Below are 18832 nucleotides of genomic sequence, written 5' to 3' on the forward strand. Positions count from 1 at the left end.
CGGACGATCTTGACCGCGCGTGCAGGCTGTCGTAGCCCTCGCTCGGGAATGATCGGGAGGATATGATGACTGGAACCCCACCGCGCGTATTGCTCGTCAACGACGACGGCATCGACGCGCCCGGCCTTGTACTGCTGGAAAAGATCGTGCGCCGGTTCACCGACGACGTGTGGGTCGTGGCGCCGGACGACGAACGTTCCGGCGCGGGGCACTCGTTCTCCACCACGCTGCCGATTCGCGTGAAGCAGCGCAACGAGCGGCACTTTGCAGTGAAAGGCACGCCGACCGACTGCGCGCTTCTGGCGATCTACGAACTGATCGAGGGTAAGCGGCCCGACATCCTGATCTCGGGCATCAATCGCGGCCCGAATCTGGCCGAAGACATCACTTATTCCGGCACGGCGGCGGCGGCGATGGAGGGGGCTTTGCTGGGTATCCCAGCGATCGCGCTCAGCCAGTGCTTCCGCCCGCCGAACGCGGTGCCCTGGGACAATGCCGAGCGTTTCGCCGGGGACGTGATCGAGAAGCTGCTGCGCTTCGACTGGAAGCCGGGGCTGTTCGTGAACGTCAACTTCCCGGAATGCCCGGCCGACGAAGTGACCGGCATGCGCGTGACCACGCAAGGGCAGCGGCCGCCGGGCGCGTTCATCCCGGAGCGGCGCGTCGATGCGCGGCACTTCCCGTACTACTGGGTGAAAATCGCCCTTCCGGCGGGCGGCCATGCTCCGGGCAACGACCTGCAGGCGATGCTGGACCGGGAAATCTCGATCACGCCGATGCAGCTCGACATGACGGCGCATGGGGCGAAATCGGGGCTTGAGGTGTTGTTTGGGTGATGTGTAACGCGGCGGTCCGGAGGCAGCGTTACGCCGCCCTGGATTGCCGCGGCCCTAAGGGCCTCGCAATGACGAAATGAGGGGAACGTTTAGTCCCGCGCGAGGATCGTCACCGCCGACATGCCGTCCTCGACACCGTAGAACCCGCCGGAGTTCTCCGCCACGGCCACGCGCGCACCTTCAACTTGTCGCTTGCCGGCCTGCCCGCGCAGCTGCGTGACGAGTTCGTGGATCTGCCCCAGCCCGGTCGCCGCCAGCGGATGCCCCTTCGACACCAGCCCACCCGAGACGTTCACCGGAACCCGGCCGCCCAATGCCGTCTCCCCGCGCTCGGCGGCGAGCCCGGCCTCTCCCGGTGCGCACAGGCCGAGCGCTTCGGTCTGGATCATCTCGCCGATCGAACTGGCGTCATGGACTTCGGCGAGGTCCACGTCCTGCGGGCCGACCCCAGCGCGCTCGTAAGCCAGCGCCGCGACCTTGCGGGTGACGTGGTCCGCATAGTCGTGCGGCGCGCGATCGCTGCCGGTGCGGTTTTCCGCCGCAAGAACGCGGATCGGCGTACCCGGGAAGCGCTTCGCGAAATCCGCCGAGCACACGATCGCGGCCGCCGCGCCGTCGCTGATCGGGGCGCACATCGGGTTGGTCAGCGGCCAGGCGACTTGCGGCGCGGCGAGGATTTCCTCGACGCTCATCGCCTCACGGTACTGCGCCAGCGGGTTGAACTGCGAATGCCGATGATCCTTGGCCGCCACCGCCGCGATCTGGGCCTGCGTCGAACCATAGGTGCCCATGTGCAGGCGCGCCTGCGCCGCATAGGCTTCCATCAGCACATTGGGGCTGGCCGCGCGCTTATCCGCCGGGACGGGGGCGAGGAGATCGCGGGTGCGCTCGATATAGGCCGCAGCCTCCACCATGTCGCGCGGCTGCTGGAACACGGCGAAGCGCTTGGTGCGATCGTCGCTGTAGAGCTTCTCGACGCCGACGACGAGCGCCACTTCGGCAAGGCCCGCCTTCACGTAATCCACTGCAAGGTGCAGGCTCACCGTGGAACTGGCGCAGGCCTGCTCGACATGGAACCCGCGCACGCCGGAGATGCCGAGGGGGCGCAGCGCGTACTCGCCCGGGATCGACATCTCGCCCGCGAAGAAGCCCTGGATGACGTTGGCATAGACAGCCATGTCGATCGCCGCGCCATCAAGCCCGGCATCCTCCAGCGCCAGACGCACCGCGGCTTGCGTCAGCTGTTCGTGGCTCTTGTCCAGATGACGGCCGAAAGGCGTCATGCCGACGCCGAGGATCACCACGTCGCGCATCAGATCGTCCTTCCCACCGGCTGCCAGTGGCGCTTGCGCAGTTCGGCGCGCAGCACCTTGCCCGCGTTGGAGCGCGGCAGCGCGGCCATCACTTCCACCCGCTTGGGCGTCTTGACTGGGCCGAGCCGCTCGCGTGCTTCCGCCAGCAGCCTCTCAAGATCGATGGTGCAGCCGCCGCGCGGTTCGACGATGGCGACGACGGCCTCGCCCCACTTGTCGTCGGGGACGCCGATCACGGCGCAGTCCTGCACTTGCGGATCGGCCATCAGCGCCTGCTCCACTTCGGCGGGGTAGACGTTGAAGCCGCCCGAGATGATCATGTCCTTCTTGCGGTCCACCACGTAGAACCAGCCCTGCTCGTCACGCACACCAATGTCTCCGGTATGGTGCCAGCCATGGGCGGAGACTTCGGCGGTCGCCTGAGGGTTCTTGTAGTAGCCCTGCATCACCAGCGGCCCGCGCACGACGATCTCGCCACGCTCTTCGGGGCCGAGGATGCGACCGTCGTCATCCATGATTTCGACGATGGAGAGCAGGTTCGCGCGTCCGCAGGAACCGGGGTGTGCGAGGTTGCCGGCATCGTCCAGATGTTCATGCGGCGGCATCGCGGTGACGCACATCGGCGCTTCCGTCTGCCCGAAGCTGGCGTTCATCACCGGGCCGAAAAGCGCGATGGCCTCCTTCAGCCGGTCGAGCGACATCGGCGCCCCGGCGTAGGAGATGTATTCGAGGCTGGAGAAATCGGCGGTCTGCGCGGACGGCTCCGCCAGCAGCATATAGATCGCGGTGGGGGGCAGGAACATGTAGGTGACGCGGTGGCGCGCGATAGCCGCCACCACTTCGGCCGCATCGAAGCGCGGCAGCACCACCACCGTCCCGCCCAGCGCCATGCTGGCCAGCGCCAGCGGCCCCGCCGCATGCGTCATCGGCGCGGCAACGAGGTTCACCGGCGGACGCTTCATCGGCATCGAAGCGACGAGGCTGGACACCAGCGCCTGCCAGTTGCCGTTCGACAGCATCACCCCCTTGGAGCGCCCGGTGGTGCCGCCGGTATTGGCGAGGAAGCCAAGCTCCTCCGCCGCGCCCGAACGGCGCTGGGGCACGGGTTCGTCGCTCTCTACCAGCATGTCGCCAAGGAAGCGGTCGGCCTCCGCAAACGCGCGATTGAGCGCGATGAAGCGGCGGATGTTGGGGCAGGCCTCGCGGAAATGCGCGACCCGGTCCGCCACTTCGGAATGGACGAAAAGCGTGTCCACATCGAGCAGGTCGAGCAGATAGGCGTTCTCGTCCAGCGAGGCGCGGTTGTTGGCCATCACCCAGACGCCGTCGGCGCGCAGGATGCCCAGGATCGCCTCGAAAGCGCGGACGCTGTTGCCGCTCAGCACCGCCGCGTGGCCGCCCGCCGGAAAGCCGTCGGCGATCAGAGCGCGGGCGATGGCATCGCTGCGCGCCTTGACCTCGCCATACGTGCTGACGCGCTCGCCCTCGATCATGCAGGCTTGGTCGGCGCCCATGCGCGCGCCGCGGTCGAAGAAGTCGATCATCCGCATCCGCGCGAAAAGTCCCCGCCAAAGCGTTTTCTAATCAGGTCAAATGGCCTGATGACTCGGAAAACGCGTAAAACAAAAACGTAGAGCAGTTTGGCCGACGCAGTCGGCTCGACTGCTCTACTGCCGCATCGAGAGTTCGAGCTGGCTGGAGCGCAGCTGCACCAGCGGCAGGTTCGCCACCTTCATCAGCCGGGCCACCTGATCCAGTTCGGGCGAGGACAGCGTCGGATAGTCCCGGCGCGGCGCTCCCGAAAGGCGCATGCGGTCGATGTCGGCGGACGGCACTAGCGCGCGCAGAAGCAGTTCGTCGTCATCCCCGCCGGTGCCGTGGCGGCGATGCAGTTCCTCGCGGTTGGGCTGTTCGGGCGGGCTGGCGAGGATTTCCTTGGCGCGCGGTTTCGACAGGATGCGGTCCAGCACATCGGCGTCGATCGGCGCGACGGGCTCGCCATAGAAACCGGCTGCGTACTGGATCACTTCGTCCGGCACCACCGAGTAGCGCTTGCCCGTCACGATGTTGAGCACCGCCAGCGTGCCGACCAGCTGCGCGAACGGCGTCGCCATGCCGGGATAGCCCAGTTCGCGGCGCACGCGCGCGACTTCCTCCAGCACGTCGGGCAGGCGATCCAGCATGTTCTGCTGTACCAGCTGTGCGCGCAGGGTGCCCATCATGCCGCCCGGGATCTGGTGCTTGAGCGAAGTGACGTCGTACTCGAAATGCTGGTTCACCAGGAACCCGGCCGCTTTGCCGACCTTCTCGAAGTGATCGGCCACCGGCTTGAACAGCGACGTGTCGAGGTTGTGGGTGTGGCCCAGCATCTCGACATTGCGGGCCATGATCTCGACCGAGGGGATCGAGGGACCGTTGGCCATCGGGCGCACGGCGGTGTGGATCGTCGTCACCCCGAACTCGATCGCGTCGATATAGGACTTGGCCGACTGGCCGAGCATGTTGTTGGCATGCATCTCGATCGGCTTGCCGCGCGCCTTGGCCTTGATCGCAGGGACCAGCGTGGAAATCCGGTCTCGATCGAGCACGCCGCCGGTGTCGTAGAGCAGCAGGCTGTCCACCTCGTCCAGCGCCGAAAGCTTGTCCGCCTTGTCCGCGTAATAGGCATCGTCGTGGACCGGGGAGAGCGTGAACAACATCGTGCCCGCCACCTGGCACTGGTGCCGCTTGGCGATGCGGGCGAGACGGTGCATCTTGTCGATGTTGAACAACACATCGTAGAGCCAGAAGCTGCGGATGCCGTGGGCGCAGAGGCGATCCACCCAAATGTCCATCAGCGCATCGGGCGTGAAGCCGAAAGTCACCGACCCGTTGGAGCGGCACCCGGCGCGCAGGGGCGTGTCCGGCATCGCCTTCACCAGCAGGTCGAGGCCCGCCCAGGGGTCTTCCTGGCAATGCCGGATCAGCACTTCGAACAGCGAGGAACCGGCCAGGCTGATGATCTGATAGCCGGTCCTGTCGATCAGCGGCGCCACCGGCAGGGCCATGCCCGCCTGCATGCGCATGCCCCACAGGCTCTGCTGGCCGTCGCGCAGGGTTTCGTCGAGGAACTGGATATGCGCCATGGGGATTACTCCGCTGCCATGCGCTGCGCGGTGAACAGGTCCTGTTCCAGCCAGCGGGTGTGAATGGTGTTCGACCGGAAGTGCTCGTCGCGAAGAATCTCGCGGTGGAGCGGGATGGTCGTGGGCACGCCTTCGACCTCGAAGGCGTCGAGCGCGCCGATCATGCGGTCGATCGCGGCGTCGCGGGTGTCGGCGTGGACGATCAGCTTGCCGATCATGCTGTCGTAGAATGGCGGGATGCTTGCGCCTTCACGCATGTGGCTGTCGAGGCGGATGCCCTCGCCCTCGGGCGGGCGCCAGCGGGTGACGGTGCCGGGCACCGGCACGAAATCGCGCGCGGTGTCCTCGGCATTGATGCGGCATTCGATGGCGTGGCCGGTGAGCACGACATCCTGCTGGCGCACCGAAAGGCCCTTGCCCGCCGCAACGCGCAACTGTTCCTGCACCAGATCGCGACCCGTCACCATCTCGCTGACCGGGTGCTCCACCTGGATGCGGGCGTTGACCTCGATGAAGTAGATCTCCTCGCGCATCACGTCGTAGAGGAACTCGCACGTCCCCGCGTTGCGGTAGTTGACGCTTTTCGCAAGGTTCACCGCCGCCTCGTGCAGCTGCGCGCGCAAAGCGTCCGGCATCGCTACACAGGGCGCTTCCTCGACCACCTTCTGATAGCGGCGCTGGACCGAGCAGTCGCGCTCGCCGAAGTGGATCACTTCGCCCTGCCCGTCGCCCATGAGCTGGACTTCGACGTGGCGCGCCTCGGGCACGAAACGCTCCATGAACAGGGTGCCGTCGTTGAAAGCGGCCAGCGCCTCCGCGCTCGCGCGGTGGTATCCGGCTTCGACTTCGGACGGGCCGTTGACGATGACCATGCCGCGCCCGCCGCCGCCCGCCGCCGCTTTCAGCAGCACGGGATAGCCGATGTCGCCTGCGATCCGGCGGGCATCGGCTGTCGAGGCGATCTCGCCGCTGCCGGGCACCAGCGGTACGCCTGCGGCAGCGGCCATCTCTCGCGCGCGCAATTTGTCGCCCAGCGCTTCGATCATGTCCGCTTCGGGGCCGACGAAAGTGATGCCGTGCTCCTTGCAGAGCCGTGCCAGTTCGGCGCGTTCGGACAGGAAGCCGTATCCGGGATGGAGCGCGTCACACCCGCTGGCCTTGGCGGCCTGCACCACCAGTTTCGCGTCGAGATAGCTTTTCGCCGCAGGTCCGGGGCCGAGCACCAGCGCTCGGTCGGCCAGCCTTGCGGTCACGCTGTCACGGTCGGCATCGGAGACGCCGATCACGGTTTCCAGGTTCAGCCCTTGCGCGGCGCGAAGCACGCGAAGGGCGATTTCCCCCCGGTTGGCGATGAAGAGGCGGGACAGGGCCATGGCGCTATTCCGGCCGGATCACGAAAAGCGGCTGCCCGGCCGAAACCAGATCGCCATCGCTGGCGAGCACTTCCAGAACGGTGCCAGCGGCCCCTGCGCGCACGGCGGTGAACAGCTTCATCACCTCCACCAGACAGACCTCGGTTTCGGCGGAAACACGCCCGCCCACCTCGACATAGTTAGGCGCACCGGGCTTGGGCGCGCGGTAGAAGGTGCCAAGGTAAGGCGCCGTCACGACGACCGCGCCGTCCGGCACCGCAGGCGCTCCCGCCGGTGCCGCCACGGCAGCTGCAGGCGCGGCCTTGGAGGCAGGTGCAGCGCTGGCAACCGGCGCAGCGACCGAGACACGCGGGGCATCAAGCCCGGAGGCATCCGCATCCTGCGAGAGATAGACCTCCAGTTCGCCGCAGCGGGCGTGCAGTTCGCGCAGGCCCGACTGCTTGAACTCGGCGATCAGCAGTTCCAGTTCGGGCAGCGAGGTTTCGTCAGGGTCTTTGCCGCTCATGCGCGCGCACTCCGAATGGCTTCGACATCGTCACGGCTGAGGCCCACGCCCCGGCCCGCCAGCGGCGAGCCTTCCTGTTCAAGCCGGTAGAGCGCCTGAACCTGTGCATCGTCGGGGTGGAATTTGGCCGTGGTGTCGCAGATGAAACGATACTCGGGCGCCATCTGCGCGGGTTGCAGCGCCCTTGCCCGGGCGTTGTACTCGGCCAGCGGCAGGCGTCCGGCGGTGGTGGTGTAAAGGTCCTGCTTGGGCGGCAGGTGCGAGACGCCCGGCCCGATCGGTGCCAGCTTGCCGCCCGTACCTTCTCGCTGCAGCACCGAATAGGGGATCTGCGAGATGTAGCGCACCGGGTTGTTGTTATGCTGCATCATCGCATAGCGATTGAGCTGCTGGCTCGGCAGCGAGACGAGGCCCACCATCTCGCCCAGGAAATCGCGGCCGAACTCGTCGTTGAACAGGCTGCGGAACCGGTCCGCGCGCGGGTCGATCGTCATCCAGTCGTTCACGTCGTAAACGCCCGCGATATGCGCGATCTCCTTGATGAGCGAGAAGTAGACGAGCGCGCCCGCATCCATCATCTCGTCGCGCGACCAGGTGGCCGTGCGCTTCCACAGTTCGACGGTGGCCTTGCGGATGCGGTCAGTCAGATCCTCGAAAGTGGCGGCCAGTTCCTCGGCCGAACCCATGCCGACCGGGATGTAGCCGCCCGACAGCGCATCGGATGTATAGAGGCCCACGCCGGTCAGCTTGTCGGCGGTGAATTCGGGGCGGGATTCGAAGCTGCCCCAGTCGTCCATCAGGTAGAACTGGCAGCCTGTGGCCTCCATCGTCACCGTCAGGTTGCTGAAGGGGATGTCGCCCGCCACGCCGTCGAGCCAGGGATAGTCGCCCTCTGCCAGATCGGAGAAGTCGCGGATGATCATCTCGCGGTCTTCGGCAAGGCGATAGGGCCCGGAATTGTTGAGCGCACAGCGGCTCTCGCACGAGACGAGGAAGCCGTACTGCGACACCGTGGCGAGGAACGCCTGCGCCGCATGACCGAGCCGGTCGCCGGGCTTGCAAGGCAGCAGTTCGGAGTGGAAGCGCTGCACCCGGCGTTCGGGCAAGTGCTGCACGCGCTGGCCGAATTCGCGGGCGTTGAGGTGCCCGTCCTCGCGCTGCTGCGCCAGCTTGAAGCGGCGCCAGAAGTCCATGACATAGGCCACGTCCTCCGCCGCATCCTCGGGCGCGAGCATACCGAAGTTGATGAGGATCTCGCGGCCCAGCAGGTAGAAGGTGGGGAGCGCCCAGCCCGGCAGGTTGCCCAGCTTGCCGCCGATCAGGCGCGAGCGGTCGCCCACTTCCTCGGCCGGCATCACCGCCTCCACCTTCCGCAGCAATTCCGGGTAACGGTAGAAGCAGCAGAGGTACGAAAGCAGCATGTACGACGGCACGGGAAACAGCTTCGATTCCTGCACGGTGCGCGTCACACAGAGCCAATAGGTATCATCACCTATGGTCTGGATAGCGTTGTTGGCCTCCAGCAAGCGAACGTAGTCGGTCATCATCCCCTGCCCTTGTCTTTGTTGCGAACCTTGTGGACTACAGCTTCGTGGTCTGTCAATATCGTCCGACGATTTTGATCGATAGAATTTGCCGTTGACGGCCGGACACATCGGGAGAGTACCAGAAATGCCGCAGGGATCGCCGTTCTCCACCACCCCTCGTACTGACTGGACCCGCGAGGAAATCGCGGCGCTGTTCGACCTGCCGTTCACCGAACTGGTCTTCCGCGCCGCCGAAGTTCACCGCGCCAGCCACAAGGCGGACGAAGTGCAGCTTTCCACGCTGCTCTCGATCAAGACCGGCGGCTGCGTGGAGGATTGCGGCTATTGCTCGCAGTCGGTGTCCGCCAACAGCGGCGTCAAGGCGACCAAGCTGATGGAGGTGCAGGCCGTGCTCCAGCGCGCGGCGCAGGCGGCGGATCAGGGCTCCACCCGCTTCTGCATGGGCGCGGCCTGGCGCAACCCCAAGGACCGTGACATGCCCGCCATCATCGAGATGGTGAAGGGCGTGCGCGCGATGGGCATGGAAACCTGCATGACGCTGGGCATGCTGACGCCCGATCAGGCCGACATGCTGAGCGACGCGGGCCTCGACTACTACAACCACAACATCGACACGAGCCCTGAACGCTACGATCAGGTCATCACCACGCGCACGATGGAAGACCGCCTCGATACGCTGTCGAACGTGCGCATGGCGGGGATCAACGTGTGCTCGGGCGGCATCGTCGGCATGGGCGAGACCCGCGCCGATCGCGTGGGCTTCGTCCACACGCTCGCCACCTTGCCGGAGCACCCGCAGTCGGTGCCGGTGAACGCGCTGGTGCCGGTGAAGGGCACCGTGCTGGGTGACATGCTGGCCGACACACCGCTCGCCAATATCGACGACGTGGAGTTCGTGCGCACCGTGGCGGTCGCGCGCATCACCATGCCGGGCTCGATGGTTCGCCTCTCTGCCGGCCGCGAATCGATGTCGGAGATGACGCAGGCGATGTGCTTCATGGCCGGCGCGAACTCGATCTTCACCGGCGACAAGCTGCTGACCGCGCCCAACGCGGGCGACGACAACGATCTGGCGATGTTTGCACGGCTCGGCCTCAAGCCGATGGCGATCGAACTGACGCCCGCGCAAGTTGAAGCCCAGCGCATGCCGAAGGGCTGCGCGAAGCTGGAGGCTGCGGAGTAGTCCCGCCTGCGCTTCTGGCATAGCGCAAGGCCCACCCCGCTGCGACTAAGGCCTGCGGCCTAAGTCTCGCTCCCCCTCCCGCTCGCGGGAGGGGGGCGCCGCATCAGCCCTCCCGCTTGCGGGAGGGCTGGAAGGCTTGGGAGCGCAGCGAACTAGCTGAACGGGGTGGGCCTTACACCGCGGCGGATTGACACCACCGTTAAAGGGGATCAGCGCCCCTTCCACTCCGGCCCGCGCTTCTCGGCGAAGGCGCGCGGGCCTTCGACGTAGTCCTCGGAGGCCAGCATCGCCTGCATCGCAGGGTAGCTCCACTGCTCGGCGAAAGCCTGGTCGTACGGCGTGGACAGGCCGCGCCCGACCGCTTCTTTGGTGGCGCGCACCGCCATCGGACTGCCGCCAAGGATCAGCTCCGCCCAGCGCCGCGCAGCCTCAAGCACGTCGCCTTCGGTCGCTTCGTTGATGAAGCCCAGCGCATGCCCCTCCTGCGCCGAGACGCGCCGTCCGGTCAGCAGCATGCCCATCGCGTGCTTGGCGCCGACCACTTGCGGCAAGATCTGGATACCCCCGCCCAACGCCGCCAGTCCGACGCGGACCTCTGGCAGCGCGAAAGCCGCATGGGCCGCCGCCACCACGATGTCGCAGGCCAGCGCCAGTTCGAAGCCGCCGCCCATCGCCACGCCGTTGACGGCGGCGATCACCGGCTTGGTCAGCCCTTTGCGCCCGGTCAGGCCGCCGAAGCCGTTGGGCGGTGACACCAGTTCCCCGCCAGCCGCCTGCTGCTTGAGGTCATGCCCGGCACAGAACGCCTTCGGCCCCGCACCGGTGACGATGGCGACCCACTGCTCGTCGTCCGCCGCGAAGGCACCGAAGGCCGCGTCCATCGCGACTTGCGCGTCGGCGTTCAGGGCGTTGCTCGCCTCAGGCCGGTTGATAGTGATGATCGTCAGCGGCCCTTCGCGCGTGACGGTGACGAGTTCGCTCATGCCGTCACCTTCTCCGCGACCATGCCCGCCAGCCGCGAGACGATGATCTCTTGCGCATCGCGCACGATCCGGCCGACCAGTTCGGCGCATGTCGGAATGTCGTGGATCAGCCCCTGCACTTGCCCGGCCCAGACGAGCCCGGCGTCGATGTCGCCCGTCTCCAGCGCCGTGCGGCCCTTCGCGCCTGATACCAGCGGGCGGATATCCTCGAACACCGCACCGTCGCGGGCGGAAATCTCCACCACCCGGTCGGACACGCTGTTCTTCGCGACGCGGCCGGTATTGTGGAACTTGCGGAAGATCAGGTTGGTGCCGCGCTCGTCGTTGTCGACGATGAACCGCTTCACCCGCTCGTGGATCGGCGCTTCCACCGTGGCGCAGAAGCGGGTGCCCATGTTGATACCGTCCGCACCCAGCGCCAGCGCGGCGGCGAGGCCGCGCCCGTCACCGAAGCCTCCGCTCGCGATCATCGGGATCGTCAGCGTGTCCGCCGCCGCCGGGATCAGGATGAGGCCTGGGATATCGTCCTCGCCCGGATGGCCCGCGCACTCGAAGCCGTCGATCGAGATCGCGTCCACGCCCATCCGCTCGGCCGACAGGGCGTGGCGGACGGCCGTGCACTTGTGGATCACGGTAATCCCGTGGGCCTTGAAGTCCTCGACATGCTCCTGCGGGCGGTGGCCTGCGGTTTCGACGATGGTGACGCCGCTGTCGATGATGGCCTTACGGTATTCGGCATAAGGCGGCGGCGAAACCGAGGGCAGGATCGTCAGGTTCACGCCGAAGGGCTTGTCGGTCAGGGCCCGGCAGCGGTCGATCTCGCGGCGCAGGTCATCAGGCGTGGGCTGGGTCAGCGCAGTGAGGATGCCGAGGCCGCCCGCGTTGGAGACCGCCGCCGCCAGTTCGGCGCGGCCCACCCACATCATCCCGCCCTGAACGATCGGATGCTCGATGCCGACGAGGTCGGTGAAGCGCGTGCGCAAGGTCATTACAGCGCCTCCAGGATGGTGACGTTGGCGATGCCGCCGCCTTCGCACATGGTCTGCAGGCCATAGCGCTTGCCGCGCGCCTTCAGGGCATGGACGAGCGTGGCCATCAGCTTGGTGCCGCTGGCGCCCAGCGGATGGCCGAGCGCGATGGCGCCGCCGTTGACGTTGAGCTTGTCAGGATCGCCGCCCAGCGCCTTGAGCCAGGCCAGCGGCACCGGTGCGAAAGCCTCGTTCACTTCGTAGAGGTCGATATCCTCGATCCGCAGTCCGGCGCGCTTGAGCGCCTTTTGCGTCGCCGGGATCGGTTCCTCCAGCATGATGACCGGATCGCCCGCCGTCACCACCATGTCCACGATCCGCGCGATCGGGGTAAGGCCGTAGTCCTTGAGCGCCCGCTCCGACACCACCAGCGCGCCCGAGGCGCCGTCGCAGATCTGGCTGGCGTTGGCGGCGGAGATCACCCCGCCCTCCTGCAGCAGCCTGACCGAACCGATGCTGTCCAGCGTCGCGTCGTAGCGGATGCCCTCGTCCGTGACGTGGGGCACGCCGTCCACATCGAGCGGCACGATCTCGCGCTCGAACGCGCCTGCCTTGGTGGCGGCGGCGGCGCGGCGGTGGCTTTCCAGCGCGAAGCGGTCGAGCGTCTCGCGGTCGAAGCCGTACTTGGCGGCGATCATCTCCGCCCCGCCGAACTGGCTGAAGCTCTCCACGCCGAAGCGCTGCTGGATACGCGGGCTGAACGGGCCGACGCCGACGCCTTCCTTCGCGTGGTAGGCGGTGTTGGAGAACATCGGCACGCGCGTCATACTCTCCGCCCCCGCCGCGATCACCACGTCCTGCATGCCGGACATCACCGCCTGCGCAGCGAACTGCACCGACTGCTGGGAGGAGCCGCATTGCCGGTCGATGGTGACAGCGGGCACGCTGACCGGCAGCTTCGAGGCCAGCACCGCATTGCGCGCGAAGGCGAAGGCCTGTTCGCCCGCCTGGGTCACGCAGCCGAGGATGACGTCCTCGACCACCGCCGGGTCCAGCCCGGCGCGGTCCACCAGCGCGTTCAGCACTTCGCCCGCCATGTCGGCAGGGTGCCATCCCGCGAGCTTGCCGTTACGGCGCCCGCCTGCGGTGCGGACGGCTTCGACGATGTAGGCTTCGGCCATGTGTCAGATTCCCTTGAAGTTCGGCGTGCGCTTTTCGAAGTAGGCGGCAAGGCCCTCACGGCATTCGGGTGCGGCGCCCGACCGGGTAATCGCCGCGACTTCGCGTTCCAGTTGTGCGTCGAGGCTGGTCTCAAGGCTCTGGCGCAGCAGTCCCCGCGCCGCGCCGAGCGCACCCACGGCGGCATCGGCAAGGCGGGCGGCCAGCGCGTCGCCCTCGGCGGCCAGCGCCTCGTCATCGACGGTGCGGGTGACCAGGCCGATCGCCTCGGCCTCGTCGGCCTTGATGCGGCGGTTGGTGAGGATGATCTCCTGCGCTTTGCGGAGGCCCACGAGGCGCGGCAGCCACCAGCTCATCCCGCCGTCGGGCGTCAGGCCGAGCGTACCGTAAGCGGCTGTGAAGTGCGCCGACCGTGCGCAGAGCACCACGTCGCCGCCGATCGCGAGGCTGAGGCCCGCACCCGCAGCCGGTCCGTTGACCAGCACCAAGAGCGGCTTGGCCATGCGCGCGAAGCGGGTGAGCGCCATGTGCAGCGTGCCCGCCAGTTCGCTCAGCAGCGCATCGACATGATCGCCCGAGGACTTGAACAGCCCCACGTCGCCGCCCGCGCAGAACAGCCGCCCCGCGCCGGTGAGGACGACGCAGCGGATCGCGGTGTCGGTCTCACAGCGGATGGCGATCTCGGCCAGCGCGCGCGCCATCGCAAGGTCGATGGCATTGCCCGCCTCGGGCCGGTTGAGGGTGACGCGGGCGATGCCGTCCGCAAGGTCGAACAGTACAGGTGTGTCGCTCACAGGCAGGCCTCCATGCTTTCCACTGCCAGCGCGACGATGCGCGGCAGGCTGGCGGCACGCTCGCGGGCGTGTTCGGACGCGGCCGTGCCCCGGATCACGCGCCCCTTGATGCCGTGGAAGATCGCTGCCAGCCGGAAGTAGTTGAACGCGATGCAGAACGCATAGTCCTGCTCCGAAATCGGCGGGCGCCCGACGTTGCGGCAATAAGCGGCGAGGTATTCGGCCTCCGACGGGATACCCAGCGCCGCGATGTCCGCGCCGCCCAGCCCCGCCACGATGTCGGGCGGCATGCGAAACATCATCGCGTGATAGGCGAAGTCCGCCAGGGGATGCCCCAGCGTCGAAAGTTCCCAGTCCAGCACCGCCAGCACGCGCGGCTGCGTGGGATGAAAGATCATGTTGTCGCAGCGGAAGTCGCCGTGGACGATGCGCGTCTCGTCGCCCGCCGGGATCGCCGTGGGGAGCCATTCGATCAGCCGGTCCATGCCCGGATCGCGGCCCGCCTCGGTGTCCTCCAGATACTGGCGCGACCAGCGGGCGATCTGGCGCTCGAAGTAATTGCCCGGCTTGCCGTAGTCGCCCAGCCCCACCGCGTCCGGCTCGATCCGGTGCAGCGCGGCGATCGTTGCGTTCATCGCGGCGAAGTAGGCGGCGCGCTCCCCGTGCGGAACGTCGGGGAACGTCGCATCCCAGAAGATGCGGCCCTCGACCATCTCCATCACGTAGAACCAGCTGCCGATGACGCTTTCGTCCAGACACAGGCCATGGACATGCGCCACCGGGAAACCCGTCGCCCCTAGCGCCGACAGCACCCGCGCCTCGCGCTCGACCGCGTGGGCGCCTTTCAGCACCTGCCCCGGCGGCTTGCGCCGCAGCACATAGGCGCGCCCCGGCGTGACCAGCTTGTAGGTCGGGTTGGACTGCCCGCCCTTGAACTGCTCGACCGTGAGCGGCCCGGCGAAGCCCTCGACATGCGCGTCCATCCACGCCGCCAGCCGCGCCTCGTCGAAGCGATAGCCCTCGCGCACGGCGCCGGTGCCGGCATTGGCGGCGGCGTCAGTGCTGCTCATGTGACGTCTTCCAGTCGCGCTTGATCTTCTTGGCGAGGCTCCACTTGTGGACTTCGGTGGGACCGTCGTAGATGCGGAAGGCGCGGATCTCGCGGAACACCTGCTCGACGATGGTGTTGGCGGTCACGCCCTGCCCGCCCATCACCTGCACGCAGCGATCCGCCACCCGCATCAGCGCCTCGGACACCGCGACCTTGGCCATCGAGCTTTCGGTGCCGCCCGCTTCGCCCACGTCGAGAACGTCCGCGCACCAGTCGATGATGAGTTCGCTCTGCTTCAGGTCGATCAGGTTGTCGGCCAGCATGAAGCCGACGCCTTCGTGGTCGATCAGCGGCTTGCCGAAGGCCATGCGGCGATTGGCGTAGTCGGTGGCAATCTCGTTGGCGCGGATGCAGGCGCCCAGCCAGCGCATGCAGTGCGACAGCCGCGCGGGCGCGAGGCGCACTTGCGCATAGCGGAACCCCTCGCCCGATTGCCCAAGCATCTGGTCGGCCGGCACGCGCAGGTTCTCGATGGCGACCACGGCATGGCCGCCGGGCATCGAGGAATCGATGGTGTTGGGCACATGCTCGATGCGGATCGCCGGATCGGGCAGGTCGACCAGAAACATGCAGGCGCCGTCCGTGGACTTCGCCATGACGATGCCAACCTGCGCGCCTTCCGCGCCGGTGATGAACGCCTTGCGCCCGTTGATGACCCAGTGATTGCCGTCGAGGTGGCAGGTCGTCCGCATCATCGAAGGGTCGGACCCGGCGCCGTTCTCGTCCGCCGGTTCGGTCATGAAGAAGGCCGAGCGCGCGCGCCCTTCCACCAGCGGCTTCAGGAACCGTTCCTTGATCGCCGCGCTGCCCACCTTGCCGAGCAGGTACATGTTGCCCTCGTCCGGCGCAGCGGTGTTGAGCGCCAGCGGGCCGAGCGGCGAGAGGCCCGAGGCACGCAGCACCACCGCCGTCTCACGCTGGGTCAGGTGGCGGCCGTCCGGCAGGATATGCGGCGTCAGCACCCCGGCGGCGCGCGCCTTGGCCTTCAGTTCGGCGACCAGTTCCTCGCTCGGGCAATCGTGGTGATCGCGGCGCGGGTCCTTCTCGTAAGGCGCGACGACTTCGCGCACGAAGGCTTCGACTTTTGCGGCGATCTGCGCGGTCAATTCGGGACCGGCACCGGGTACGCCGCTCACTTCGGCGCCATCCGGATCGCGCCGTCGAGGCGGATCGTCTCGCCGTTGAGCATCGGGTTGGTGACGATGCTTTCGACCAGCTGCGCGTATTCGTCCGGCTGGCCCAGACGGCTGGGGAACGGCACCTGCTTGCCGAGCGAATCCTGCGCCTCCTGCGGCAGCGTCGCCAGCAGCGGGGTCCAGAAGATGCCCGGCGCGATCGTCATCACGCGGATGCCGTAGCGGGCGAATTCACGCGCCACCGGCAACGTCAGGCCGACGATGCCGCCCTTCGACGCCGCGTAGGCCGCCTGCCCGATCTGCCCGTCATAGGCCGCGACCGAGGCGGTGTTGACGATCACCCCGCGCTCCTCGCCGATCGGGTCTGCATCGTGGAGCCGCGCGGCGAACTTCGACAGGACGTTGAAGCTGCCGATCAGGTTGATCGTCACGATCTTGGAGAAATCCGCCAGCGGGATCGCCTTGCCGTCGCGCCCGATCACCTTGGCGGGCGGGCCGATCCCGGCGCAGTTGACGAGGATGCGGGCCTTGCCGTTCAGCGCCTCGGCCTCTTCCAGCGCGGCCTCGACGGCGCCCTCGTCGGTCACGTTGACCGATACGAAGTGCCCGCCGATCTCGCGCGCGGTCGCAGCACCCAGTTCGGCGTTGAGGTCGAACAGGGTCACTTTCGCCCCCGCCGCCGCCAGCCGCCGCGCGGTGCCCGCGCCAAGGCCGGATGCGCCACCGGTCACGATTGCCGCCACGCCTTCGATCTTCATCAGGAATCCCTTTCCGCAACTGCCCCCGGTCCAGCGCGAATCGCGTCTCCGGGAGGCTCATGAAACTCATTGGTTTCTTACGTACTCTTGAGTACGTTGCATAACGACGCGTTTCTTGTCAATGTCGCCAGACAAGGAAAAGCCGTGACGACACCTGAGCCAGACTTCATCGATTCCCCGTTCCGTTCGCCCGAGGACCGCCTTCGCGAGAAGGACCAGAAGCGCGAGGCCGTGCTGCTTGCCGCGGTGCGCGCCTTCAACGCGCGCGGCTTCCAGGCCGCCTCGCTCGACGAGGTCGCGGCCAGCCTGCGCATCAGCAAGCCGACGATCTACCGCTACCTCGGCAACAAGGAGCAAGTGCTGCTGGAGTGCATCAGCCGCGGCCTCAACCTCTTGCGCGAGGCGGCGGCCGAGGCGGAGCGCGAACCGGGCAACGGGCTGACGCGCCTGACGCATTTCTTGCGCCGCTATGCCGAGATCAACATGGACGATTTCGGCCGCTGCGTGGTGCGCACCGACGACAACGTGCTGTCCGAAGAAGGCCGCGCGCATTTCCGGGCGCTCAAGCGGCGGATCGACCAGGCGATGCGCGATCTGGTGGCGGCTGGCGTCGAGGACGGCTCGATCGCGACGCTCGACGTGCGGATGACTGCCTTCACGCTGGCGGGCGCGCTCAACTGGCCCGGGCAGTGGTACGCGGCGCAAGGCGAACAGAGCGCCGAGGCGCTGGCCGCCACGATGGTCGATGTGCTGGTGCGGGGCCTCGCACCGCGAGGGTGATGCGGTGAGCATCACCCCACCCTCGTCATTGCGAGCGTAGCGAAGCAATCCAGGGCCGCGCAAACCGCCCTTGGATTGCTTCGCTACGCTCGCAATGACGAAAGGGTGTAGAGACATCCTGCTCTCTAGGGGACCAGCACGGCCTTGATGCACTCACCGCTCAGTTGCGCGGCGACCGCCTCGTTGATCTGCGCGAGGGGGTAGGTGCGGATCAGCTTGTCGAACGGGAAGCGGCCTTCGCGGTAGAGGTCCACCAGTTGCGGGATGAAGGTCTGGAGGTCGCTGTCGCCCTCGACGATGCCGTGGATGCGATGGCCGTAAGTGATGAGCGAGGCGAGGTTGATCGACAGGCTGCTCTCGGGCCGAGGGGGCACGCCGACAAGGCCCAGCAGGCCGTGGCTGGACAACGATGCCAGAGCGGTTTCGACGACGGCCTCGCGCCCGCTGGTCTCGAAAGCGAACTCCACGCCGTCCGGCAGGATCGCCCGGATCGCGGCGCCGACATCGCCCTCAGCCGGATCGATGACGTGGGTTGCGCCCAGCTCAAGCGCCATGGCGCGGCGGGCGGCGAAGGGTTCGACGAGGATGATCGTCGCGCACGCCTGCACCACCGCGCCCATGACCGCTGCCAGCCCCACCGGGCCGCCGCCGAAGATCGCGATGCTCGATCCCGCCGGGCAAGCGAGCGAGCGCATCACCCCGCCCGCGCCAGTCTGGAATCCGCAGCCCAATGGCCCCAGCAATTCGAGCGGCACGTCCTCGGCCTCGATCTTCACGAGGTTGCGTTCGTGCGTCACGGCATGGGCGGCGAAGGAGGACTGGCCGAAGAAATTGGCCGAGACCGGCACGCCGTCGATGCTGATCGCGGTGCTGCCGTCGCCCCGCGCGCCTGCGTAGTTCAGGACCGGAAACTCGCGGCAATAGGAGGGCAGGTGCTCCTCGCAGCGGGGGCAGTGGCCGCAACTGGAGAAGCCCAGCACCACCCGGTCGCCGACCGCGACCTTGGTGACGCCCTCGCCCACCGCCTCGACGATCCCGGCGCCTTCGTGGCCGAGAACGGCGGGCAGCGGGATCGGGATGAACTGATCGCGCGCGATCAGGTCGGTGTGGCACAGGCCGACGCCCGCGATCCGCACCCGCACCTCACCCGCGCGTGGTTCGGCAAGGTCGACCGGCTCGACGGTGAAGGCGCCGTGGGCCTCACGCGCGATGGCGGCGGTGGTGTGCATGCTCAGGCTCCC

Annotated in this window: 17 protein-coding genes; 3 read left to right on the plus strand and 14 right to left on the minus strand. The window is 67.5% G+C overall.

Translation table 11 applies throughout. The features are described from left to right. The first annotated feature begins 65 nt into the window (after window positions 1-65). Entirely contained in the window at window positions 66-836 is a 771-nt protein-coding gene (gene surE / locus HWN72_RS17745) for a 5'/3'-nucleotidase SurE (protein WP_211150904.1), read from the plus strand. 89 nt (window positions 837-925) lie between these two features. Here surE and HWN72_RS17750 read toward each other — a convergent pair whose 3' ends face one another. The 6 genes from HWN72_RS17750 to HWN72_RS17775 all read right to left on the minus strand — a co-directional run bounded on the left by HWN72_RS17750 (window position 926) and on the right by HWN72_RS17775 (window position 8696). Continuing rightward, window positions 926-2149 carry a thiolase family protein gene (locus tag HWN72_RS17750; protein WP_211150905.1) on the minus strand — a complete coding sequence of 408 codons (1224 nt, stop codon included), beginning with the start codon at window positions 2147-2149 and terminating at the stop codon, window positions 926-928. Further along, window positions 2149-3693, minus strand: a complete 1545-nt coding sequence (locus HWN72_RS17755; RefSeq protein WP_211150906.1) for a class I adenylate-forming enzyme family protein — start codon at window positions 3691-3693, stop codon at window positions 2149-2151. Before HWN72_RS17755 ends, HWN72_RS17750 begins: the two co-directional genes overlap by 1 nt. A gap of 123 nt (window positions 3694-3816) precedes the next feature. Further along, window positions 3817-5274, minus strand: coding sequence for a pyruvate carboxylase (locus tag HWN72_RS17760; protein WP_211150907.1), 1458 nt, complete (start codon window positions 5272-5274; stop codon window positions 3817-3819). A gap of 5 nt (window positions 5275-5279) precedes the next feature. Next, entirely contained in the window at window positions 5280-6647 is a 1368-nt protein-coding gene (locus HWN72_RS17765) for an acetyl/propionyl/methylcrotonyl-CoA carboxylase subunit alpha (RefSeq protein WP_211150908.1), read from the minus strand. A gap of 4 nt (window positions 6648-6651) precedes the next feature. Next, window positions 6652-7152: a biotin/lipoyl-containing protein gene (locus HWN72_RS17770; protein WP_036530117.1), complete on the minus strand. Its 501-nt coding sequence runs from the start codon at window positions 7150-7152 to the stop codon at window positions 6652-6654. Next, entirely contained in the window at window positions 7149-8696 is a 1548-nt protein-coding gene (locus HWN72_RS17775) for a hypothetical protein (RefSeq protein WP_202902899.1), read from the minus strand. Before HWN72_RS17775 ends, HWN72_RS17770 begins: the two co-directional genes overlap by 4 nt. A 127-nt stretch (window positions 8697-8823) precedes the next feature. Here HWN72_RS17775 and bioB point away from each other — a divergent pair, with 127 nt between their 5' ends. Continuing rightward, the gene (gene bioB, locus HWN72_RS17780) at window positions 8824-9882 is read left to right on the plus strand and encodes a biotin synthase BioB (RefSeq protein WP_036530109.1); all 1059 of its coding nucleotides are present in this window, start codon (window positions 8824-8826) and stop codon (window positions 9880-9882) included. A gap of 209 nt (window positions 9883-10091) precedes the next feature. On the opposite strand, the gene HWN72_RS17785 is transcribed toward bioB, so the two are convergent. The 7 genes from HWN72_RS17785 to HWN72_RS17815 are packed head-to-tail and all read right to left on the minus strand — an operon-like array spanning window position 10092 to window position 16811. After that, window positions 10092-10865, minus strand: coding sequence for an enoyl-CoA hydratase-related protein (locus HWN72_RS17785; protein WP_036528332.1), 774 nt, complete (start codon window positions 10863-10865; stop codon window positions 10092-10094). Beyond that, a complete protein-coding gene (locus HWN72_RS17790) occupies window positions 10862-11854 on the minus strand; it encodes a nitronate monooxygenase family protein (RefSeq protein ID WP_036528334.1) in 993 nt (330 codons plus the stop codon). The genes HWN72_RS17785 and HWN72_RS17790 overlap by 4 nt, the downstream gene beginning before the upstream one ends. Next, window positions 11854-13014, minus strand: coding sequence for an acetyl-CoA C-acetyltransferase (locus HWN72_RS17795; RefSeq protein WP_036528336.1), 1161 nt, complete (start codon window positions 13012-13014; stop codon window positions 11854-11856). The genes HWN72_RS17790 and HWN72_RS17795 overlap by 1 nt, the downstream gene beginning before the upstream one ends. Before the next feature lie 3 nt (window positions 13015-13017). Continuing rightward, a complete protein-coding gene (locus tag HWN72_RS17800; protein WP_051587051.1) occupies window positions 13018-13806 on the minus strand; it encodes an enoyl-CoA hydratase/isomerase family protein in 789 nt (262 codons plus the stop codon). Beyond that, window positions 13803-14876 (minus strand): phosphotransferase, encoded by a 1074-nt coding sequence (locus HWN72_RS17805; RefSeq protein WP_036528338.1) that lies wholly within the window; start codon window positions 14874-14876, stop codon window positions 13803-13805. Before HWN72_RS17805 ends, HWN72_RS17800 begins: the two co-directional genes overlap by 4 nt. Beyond that, window positions 14863-16053, minus strand: a complete 1191-nt coding sequence (locus HWN72_RS17810) for an acyl-CoA dehydrogenase family protein (RefSeq protein ID WP_197524496.1) — start codon at window positions 16051-16053, stop codon at window positions 14863-14865. The genes HWN72_RS17805 and HWN72_RS17810 overlap by 14 nt, the downstream gene beginning before the upstream one ends. After that, complete coding sequence (locus HWN72_RS17815) at window positions 16050-16811, minus strand: SDR family NAD(P)-dependent oxidoreductase (RefSeq protein ID WP_036528340.1); 762 nt, start codon at window positions 16809-16811, stop codon at window positions 16050-16052. The genes HWN72_RS17810 and HWN72_RS17815 overlap by 4 nt, the downstream gene beginning before the upstream one ends. Window positions 16812-16955: 144 nt before the next feature. On the opposite strand from HWN72_RS17815, the gene HWN72_RS17820 reads away from it, so the two are divergent. After that, window positions 16956-17591, plus strand: coding sequence for a TetR/AcrR family transcriptional regulator (locus HWN72_RS17820; protein WP_211150909.1), 636 nt, complete (start codon window positions 16956-16958; stop codon window positions 17589-17591). 125 nt (window positions 17592-17716) lie between these two features. Here the strand turns inward: HWN72_RS17820 and HWN72_RS17825 are convergent, their stop codons facing one another. Then, window positions 17717-18820 carry an NAD(P)-dependent alcohol dehydrogenase gene (locus HWN72_RS17825; RefSeq protein WP_211150910.1) on the minus strand — a complete coding sequence of 368 codons (1104 nt, stop codon included), beginning with the start codon at window positions 18818-18820 and terminating at the stop codon, window positions 17717-17719. Between the last annotated feature and the right edge of the window lie 12 nt (window positions 18821-18832).

Source organism: Novosphingobium sp. HR1a, from assembly GCF_015594425.1.
Classification (GTDB): domain Bacteria; phylum Pseudomonadota; class Alphaproteobacteria; order Sphingomonadales; family Sphingomonadaceae; genus Novosphingobium; species Novosphingobium resinovorum_A.

Excerpts from the sequence above, each read along its gene's own strand:
- HWN72_RS17815 (WP_036528340.1), bottom strand. The coding sequence starts at position 16,811 with ATGAAGATCGAAGGCGTGGCGGCAATCGTGACCGGTGGCGCATCCGGC.
- HWN72_RS17790 (WP_036528334.1), bottom strand. The coding sequence starts at position 11,854 with ATGACCTTGCGCACGCGCTTCACCGACCTCGTCGGCATCGAGCATCCG.
- HWN72_RS17805 (WP_036528338.1), bottom strand. The coding sequence starts at position 14,876 with ATGAGCAGCACTGACGCCGCCGCCAATGCCGGCACCGGCGCCGTGCGC.
- surE (WP_211150904.1), top strand. The coding sequence starts at position 66 with ATGACTGGAACCCCACCGCGCGTATTGCTCGTCAACGACGACGGCATC.
- HWN72_RS17825 (WP_211150910.1), bottom strand. The coding sequence starts at position 18,820 with ATGCACACCACCGCCGCCATCGCGCGTGAGGCCCACGGCGCCTTCACC.
- HWN72_RS17765 (WP_211150908.1), bottom strand. The coding sequence starts at position 6,647 with ATGGCCCTGTCCCGCCTCTTCATCGCCAACCGGGGGGAAATCGCCCTT.
- HWN72_RS17770 (WP_036530117.1), bottom strand. The coding sequence starts at position 7,152 with ATGAGCGGCAAAGACCCTGACGAAACCTCGCTGCCCGAACTGGAACTG.
- HWN72_RS17760 (WP_211150907.1), bottom strand. The coding sequence starts at position 5,274 with ATGGCGCATATCCAGTTCCTCGACGAAACCCTGCGCGACGGCCAGCAG.
- HWN72_RS17755 (WP_211150906.1), bottom strand. The coding sequence starts at position 3,693 with ATGATCGACTTCTTCGACCGCGGCGCGCGCATGGGCGCCGACCAAGCC.
- HWN72_RS17795 (WP_036528336.1), bottom strand. The coding sequence starts at position 13,014 with ATGGCCGAAGCCTACATCGTCGAAGCCGTCCGCACCGCAGGCGGGCGC.
- HWN72_RS17785 (WP_036528332.1), bottom strand. The coding sequence starts at position 10,865 with ATGAGCGAACTCGTCACCGTCACGCGCGAAGGGCCGCTGACGATCATC.
- HWN72_RS17775 (WP_202902899.1), bottom strand. The coding sequence starts at position 8,696 with ATGACCGACTACGTTCGCTTGCTGGAGGCCAACAACGCTATCCAGACC.
- HWN72_RS17750 (WP_211150905.1), bottom strand. The coding sequence starts at position 2,149 with ATGCGCGACGTGGTGATCCTCGGCGTCGGCATGACGCCTTTCGGCCGT.
- bioB (WP_036530109.1), top strand. The coding sequence starts at position 8,824 with ATGCCGCAGGGATCGCCGTTCTCCACCACCCCTCGTACTGACTGGACC.